At 32.3% G+C, this 6,467-nt stretch carries 6 protein-coding genes; 5 read left to right on the plus strand and 1 reads right to left on the minus strand.

Going from position 1 to position 6,467, the window contains the following annotated elements:
- The first annotated feature begins 137 nt into the window (after positions 1–137).
- From ACIQZ1_RS09315 to ACIQZ1_RS09330, 4 genes are read left to right on the plus strand one after another with little or no spacing between them, the layout of a single operon-like run.
- Entirely contained in the window at positions 138–2,006 is a 1,869-nt protein-coding gene (locus tag ACIQZ1_RS09315; RefSeq protein WP_396160737.1) for a M1 family metallopeptidase, read from the plus strand.
- 60 nt (positions 2,007–2,066) lie between these two features.
- Positions 2,067–3,425, plus strand: coding sequence for a 30S ribosomal protein S6--L-glutamate ligase (gene rimK, locus ACIQZ1_RS09320; protein WP_396160739.1), 1,359 nt, complete (start codon positions 2,067–2,069; stop codon positions 3,423–3,425).
- Between the two features lie 3 nt (positions 3,426–3,428).
- Complete coding sequence (locus tag ACIQZ1_RS09325) at positions 3,429–3,614, plus strand: hypothetical protein (RefSeq protein WP_396160741.1); 186 nt, start codon at positions 3,429–3,431, stop codon at positions 3,612–3,614.
- Positions 3,614–3,793 (plus strand): DUF1272 domain-containing protein, encoded by a 180-nt coding sequence (locus tag ACIQZ1_RS09330; RefSeq protein ID WP_396160743.1) that lies wholly within the window; start codon positions 3,614–3,616, stop codon positions 3,791–3,793. The genes ACIQZ1_RS09325 and ACIQZ1_RS09330 overlap by 1 nt, the downstream gene beginning before the upstream one ends.
- Here the strand turns inward: ACIQZ1_RS09330 and hutH are convergent.
- Complete coding sequence (hutH, locus tag ACIQZ1_RS09335; protein ID WP_396160745.1) at positions 3,790–5,280, minus strand: histidine ammonia-lyase; 1,491 nt, start codon at positions 5,278–5,280, stop codon at positions 3,790–3,792. The two genes, ACIQZ1_RS09330 and hutH, sit on opposite strands and share 4 nt — an antisense overlap.
- A gap of 166 nt (positions 5,281–5,446) precedes the next feature.
- Here hutH and gcvT point away from each other — a divergent pair.
- A partial coding sequence (gcvT, locus tag ACIQZ1_RS09340) for a glycine cleavage system aminomethyltransferase GcvT (RefSeq protein ID WP_396160747.1) occupies positions 5,447–6,467 on the plus strand: 1,021 nt, incomplete at its 3' end.

Consider the following 6,467-nt stretch of genomic DNA (forward strand, 5'->3'; position numbering starts at 1 on the left):
ATAGTAAACGCCTATAACGCCTTGCTATTAGCTGAAAAAATGACAAAAAAATAATCAAATAAAAATATATAATAACCACAAAGAGATACGTACTCGTTTATCTTTGTGGTTTTCTTATTTAAGTCAAATTACTACAAATGAAAAACACTTTAAAACACTTTTTAATTCTTTTAACAGGAATTTCTTTTGCACAAAACAATCCAAATTCAGGATATTGGCAACAGCATGTTGATTATAAAATGAATGTGAATATGGATGTGAAAAAATATCAATATAAAGGAACGCAAGAACTAGTATACACAAATAATTCACCTGATACATTAAAAAAGGTTTTTTTTCATTTGTATCCTAATGCTTTTCAGCCAGGAAGTGCTATGGATATGCGATTACAAACTATTTCAGATCCAGACAAACGCATGGTTCGTAAATTCACAAAAGATAAAAAGGAAATAAAAGAAAGTAGAATTAGTACGTTAAAGCCAAACGAAATTGGATATTTGTTGGTTTCAAATTGTAAACAAAATGGTGTATCAGTGCAAAGTAGAGTAGTAGGGACTATTTTAGAAGTTACTTTACCCCAAGCAATTTTACCAAAATCAAGTGCCACTTTTACATTAGATTTTGATGGGCAAGTGCCACTACAAATTCGTCGTTCTGGTAGAAATTCAGAAGAAAACGTAGCGCTGTCTATGACGCAATGGTATCCTAAAATGGCTGAATATGATTTTGAAGGATGGCATGCAGATACCTATATAGCAAGAGAATTTCATGGTGTTTGGGGAAATTTTGATGTAAAAATCACTATTGACAAAGACTATACTATAGGAAGTACAGGTTATCTTCAAAATAAAAATGAAATTGGAAAAGGGTATGAAGACTCAGGTGTTGTAGTTACTTATCCGAAAAAAACATCATCATTAACTTGGCATTTCATTGCACCAAACGTTCATGATTTTGCTTGGGGTGCAGATCCAGAATACATTCACGATAAAATTATGGGTGAAAATGAAACCGAATTGCACTTTTTTTATAAAAACAATAAAGAAAATCTAGAAAATTGGAAAAAAATGCAGCCTAAAACCGCTGAATTATTAGCGTATTTCAATAAAAATGTAGGACAATATCCGTACAAACAATATTCAGTTATTCAAGGTGGCGATGGGGGAATGGAATATGCTATGTGTACTTTGATTACAGGAAATAGAAGTTATGGTAGTTTAGTGGGTGTAACCGCTCATGAATTTGCTCATAGTTGGTTTCAACATATTTTGGCGACTAATGAATCGAAACATTGTTGGATGGATGAGGGTTTTACTTCGTATATTTCTAATTTAGCTATGAATGAAATTTTGCCACCAAAAGAGCCAGAAAGCCCGTTTGCAGATTCGTACAATAACTATGTTTTTTTAGCCAATTCAGGAAAAGAACAACCATTAACAACGCATGCAGACCGATACGATTATAATCAATCGTATGGTATTGGGGCATATAGTAAAGGTGAAATATTTTTAGCACAACTGGGATACATTATTGGACAAGAAAATTTAGATAAAACGATTAAAAAATATTATTCGGATTATAAATTTACACATCCAACTCCAAATGACATTAAGCGAATTGCTGAAAAAGTTTCAGGTGCCAATTTAGATTGGTATTTAAACGAATGGACACAAACTACAAATACAATTGATTACGCCATAAAATCGGTGGAAAACAATAAAATCGTTTTAGAGAGAAAAGGGAGAATGCCGATGCCTTTAGATGTAATTGTTGAATTTGAAAACGGGACTAAAGAATATTTCTATATTCCAAATACGTTAATGCGATGGGAAAAACCAAATCCATATACTTATAACAGAAATGTTTTATCAGGTTGGGATTGGGCAATTCCTACTTACGCCATTGATATAAATTTAAATAAAGGACCTATAAAATCAGTAGTTATTGATCCAAGTGATTTAATGGCAGATGTTAAGAAGGAGGACAATATATTTCCAAAAAAATAACTTTAAGATATCATATTAAATTAAAAATATATAGTACATTAGATTTTAAATTATTCGCAAATGCAAGATAAAACATTAATAGGTAGTGAAGAATGGTGTTCGTTCCCACAATTAGGAATTCCCGCAATAAAAGCTCGTGTCGATTCTGGAGCCAAAACATCAGCGTTACATGCTATTAATATCAAAGTATTTGATAAAAATGGAGAAGAATGGTTGAAATTTGATATCAATCCTATCCAAAATAATTCAAAATCTATCATTCATTGCGAGGCACAATTAGTAGATCAACGAATTGTAAAAAGCTCTAATGGAACCAGAGAAAAGCGTTATGTAATTCGTACAGAAGTAGGATTAGGTAATCACAATTGGCAAGTTGAGGTTACGCTTACTAACAGAGATTCTATGGGATTCAGAATGTTGTTAGGAAGAGAAGCAATGGTGGGAAGATTAATTGTTGACCCTGAAAAAAAGTTTGAATTAGGTCAACCCACTACAGAAAGTTTAAAAGAATTTTATTATAGTGAACCTGAGAAAAAAGGTTTAAAAATTGGATTATTAGCAAGTAATCCAGATTTATATAGCAACCGACGTATTATTGAAGCTGGAGAAATGCGTGGACATGAAATGCATTTTTTAAACATCAAATATTGTTATATGAAGTTAAGTGCTTCTAATCCAGAAATTCACTATCGTGGTGGTTTGGTTTTAAAGGATTTTGATGCCATTATTCCTCGTATTCGTCCAAGTATGACCTATTATGGCTGTGCATTAACCAGACAATTTGAAGCACTAAAAGTCTATGCTTTAAACAATGCTGCGGCCATAACACAATCGAGAGATAAATTATTTTCATTACAATTATTACTAAACAATGGTGTTGATATACCTACTACAGGATTTGCAAATTCTCCTTTAGATACTGACGATTTAATAAAAATGGTAGGTGGTTCGCCATTAATTGTGAAACTATTAGAAGGTACACAAGGAAAAGGAGTTGTTTTAGCAGAAACAAAAAAAGCCGCCGAATCAGTTATTAATGCATTTAAAAGTTTGAATGCGAATATCTTAGTACAAGAGTTTATTAAGGAAGCTAACGGAAAAGATTTACGTTTGTTTGTTGTAGACGGAAAAGTGGTAGCTGCTATGCAACGAGAAGCGGCGCCAGGCGAATTTCGTGCAAATATTCATTTGGGTGGATCAGCTTCAATTGTAAAAGTTACTGCTGATGAAAAAAGAATTGCTATAAAAGCTGCTAAAGCAATGAACTTAAAAGTGGCTGGAGTAGATATTATTCGTTCGTCAAAAGGACCTTTGTTGTTAGAAGTGAATTCATCTCCAGGGCTTGAAGGAATTGAAGGTGCTACTCAAAAAGATATTGCAGGTGAAATGATAAAAGCTATTGAAAAAAACTTTAAGTAAAAAATGCAAAACAATTTTAAAAAATTACTAATTATAATTATTGGATGTAGTTTCGTTGTAGCCTTCGGTGCGTTATTCAAAATTATGCATTGGCCAGGCGCCAATTTAATTATAAGTTTTGGATTGGTTTTAGAAATTATTTTTGGTGCTGCAATTATGATTTATTTAGTAAAAAACAAGAATAAATAATGGCTTTAGCATACAAAACAAGTTGTGAGAAATGCAATATTTCATTAAATACGCAATCAGAAGCTTGTATATGCAGTTATGAATGTACATTTTGTGAAACTTGCGCTACAGAAATGGCTTGTATCTGTCCAAATTGCCATGGTGAATTAGTGAAAAGACCGAAACGAAATATGGATTAATTCATTTCAACTTGAAAACTCTTCAAAAAATGAATTGATTTTTCAATGTCATAATGTAAAATTCTATCTTCTGTAACTAAAGGCACTTCTTCACGATAGGTTTTTACAAACATTTCAATAAAATCACTTGATTTTAATGGTCTTCTATATTCGATAGCTTGTGAAGCATTAAATAATTCAATAGCTATTATGCGTTCTAAATTTTCAACAATTTTTAATGTTTTTGTAGCTGCATTTGCTCCCATACTTACATGATCTTCTTGTCCGTTGCTTGATACAATGCTGTCTATACTTGCAGGAGTTGCTAATTGTTTGTTCTGACTAACAATGCTCGCTGCGGTATATTGCGGAATCATAAATCCAGAATTTAATCCAGGATTACTTACTAAAAACGCCGGCAATTCTCTTAAACCAGAAATTAATTGATAGGTTCTTCTTTCCGAAATGCTTCCTAATTCTGCCAAAGCAATTCCTAAATAATCTAAAGCCATTGCTAATGGTTGTCCGTGAAAATTTCCACCCGAAATAATTTCATCTTCACCAACAAAAATATTTGGATTGTCTGTTACCGAATTAATTTCGGTAGTAAATACTTTTTTTACATGGTCAATTACATCTTTAGAAGCACCATGAACTTGCGGAATACATCTAAAAGAATAGGGGTCTTGCACATGTTTTTTTGGTTGGGCAATAATTTCACTATCTTCTAATAATTCTAGCATATGAGCTGCAGTTGCTACTTGCCCATTATGTGGTCGTACTAAATGAATTAATTCATTAAAAGGCTCTTTTCTTCCATCGAATCCTTCTAAAGAAATTGCGGAAACAATGTTTGCTAAATGAGCTAATTTATTTGCTTGAATTAAATTGTATACGCCATAAGCACTCATAAATTGCGTGCCGTTTAATAAAGCCAAACCTTCTTTTGATTTTAATGTAATAGGAGATAAGTTTAACTTTTCTAATACTTTATGCGCTGGTTGACGGAATCCATCGTAATACACTTCGCCTTCATTTATTAATGGTAAACATAAATGAGCTAAAGGCGACAAATCGCCACTTGCTCCTAAAGAACCTTGAGTATAAACGATAGGTAATATATCATGATTATAAAAATCAATTAATCGATTGACAGTTACTAATTGCACACCTGAATGTCCGTAACTCAAAGATTGAATTTTTAATAACAACATGATCTTTACAATCTCGTGAGGTACTTCGTCACCGGTACCACAAGCGTGAGATTTCATTAAATTCTCTTGAAGTTTGGTTAAATTCTCTGTCGAAATTTTAATATTATATAACGAACCAAAACCAGTGTTAATTCCGTAAATAGCTTTTTCGTTAGAAGCCATTTTTTCATCTAAATACGTTCTGCATCGTTCTATTTTTGAGATAGCTTCTTCTGAAAGGGCTATTTTTTTTCCTTCAAAAATAATTTCTCTAACTTTTTCTATAGTAAGTACGGATGAATCGATATAATGCATTTGATTTTGTTTTAGGTGTCAAAATTCTACAAACAAATTCTAAAATGCAACTATTTTCAGTATTAAAACATTATTTTGTGAATTTCTTACTATTTATGGGTTTTTGGCTTTATTTTTTTAAGAATTTTCAATACATTAGCAACTTTAAATTTTATAAAATCGTACAATGAAAAATACAGCATTAACAGCTATTCACGAAAGTTTAGGAGCAAAAATGGTTCCGTTTGCAGGTTACAATATGCCTGTTCAATATGAAGGAGTAAACGCAGAACACGAAACGGTAAGAACTGGAGTTGGGGTTTTTGATGTATCGCATATGGGAGAATTTTTCTTAAAAGGTGAAAATGCATTGGCTTTAATTCAGAAAGTAACATCAAATGATGCTTCTAAATTAGTGGATGGAAAAGCACAATATTCTTGTTTGCCAAATAATGAAGGTGGAATTGTTGATGATTTAATTGTTTATAAAATTGCAGATAATCAGTATATGTTAGTGGTAAATGCATCTAATATTGAAAAAGATTGGAATTGGATTTCTAAACATAATGATTTAGGTGTGGAGATGCAAAATCTTTCGGATGATTATTCGTTATTAGCTATTCAAGGACCAAAAGCTGCTGAAGCGATGCAGCGTTTAACTTCAATAGATTTAGTAAATATGGGATATTATACATTCCAAATTGGTGAATTTGCAGGAAAACAAGATGTTATTGTTTCTGCAACAGGTTATACAGGTTCAGGTGGATTTGAAATTTATTTTAAAAATGAAGATGCCATAACTATTTGGGCAAAAGTTTTTGAAGCTGGAGCAACTTTCGGAATTAAACCAATCGGTTTAGCTGCTCGTGATACTTTGCGATTAGAAATGGGTTTCTGTTTATACGGAAACGATATTAATGATACTACTTCACCTTTGGAAGCTGGTTTGGGTTGGATTACTAAATTCGAAAAAGAGTTTACGAATTCAGAAAACTTGAAAAAACAAAAAGAAGCGGGTGTTTCTAAGAAATTAGTTGGTTTTGAAATGATTGATAGAGGAATTCCACGTCACGATTATGAAATTGCAGATGCAAATGGAAATGTAGTAGGAGTTGTAACTTCTGGAACACAGTCGCCAAGTTTAGGAATTGCCATAGGAATGGGATACGTTCCAACAGCATTAGCAACTCCAGATTCTGAAATTTATA

Source organism: Flavobacterium sp., from assembly GCF_044341185.1.
Taxonomy (GTDB): domain Bacteria; phylum Bacteroidota; class Bacteroidia; order Flavobacteriales; family Flavobacteriaceae; genus Flavobacterium.